The organism is Bradyrhizobium sp. Kon10 (genome assembly GCF_055807395.1).
This window is the reverse complement of the sequence record NZ_JBVVOZ010000326.1, coordinates 1-249: the sequence shown is the minus strand read 5'-3', so window position 1 is coordinate 249 and position 249 is coordinate 1. Positions and strand designations below refer to the sequence as shown.

Genomic DNA, 249 nt, shown 5'->3' with positions numbered 1-249 from the left:
CGCGATCGACGCTGCGCTCGAGCAGGCCGGGCAGCGCATCCTCCAGAGTCGATTCGGTCAGGTGGTAGAACAGGACGTCGGCCATGATTGCGCCTTGAAAGGCCTCACCCCTCGTAGTTGTCGCGCACCAGCCGGTCGAGCAGTCTGACGCCGAAGCCGGAGGCCCATGACTGGTTGATCTCGCTGGACGGCGCGCCCATCGCGGTGCCGGCGATGTCGAGATGCGCCCAGGGAGTATCCTTGACGAAG

At 65.5% G+C, this 249-nt stretch carries 1 protein-coding gene and 1 pseudogene; both read right to left on the bottom strand.

From position 1 onward, the window contains the following. A pseudogene (locus AC0L2O_RS37235) lies at positions 1-85 on the bottom strand (DNA polymerase III subunit chi); the annotation flags it as partial. A 19-nt stretch (positions 86-104) separates the two neighbouring features. Then, positions 105-249: hypothetical protein (locus AC0L2O_RS37230; protein WP_473373260.1), on the bottom strand; the 145-nt coding region annotated here is incomplete at its 5' end.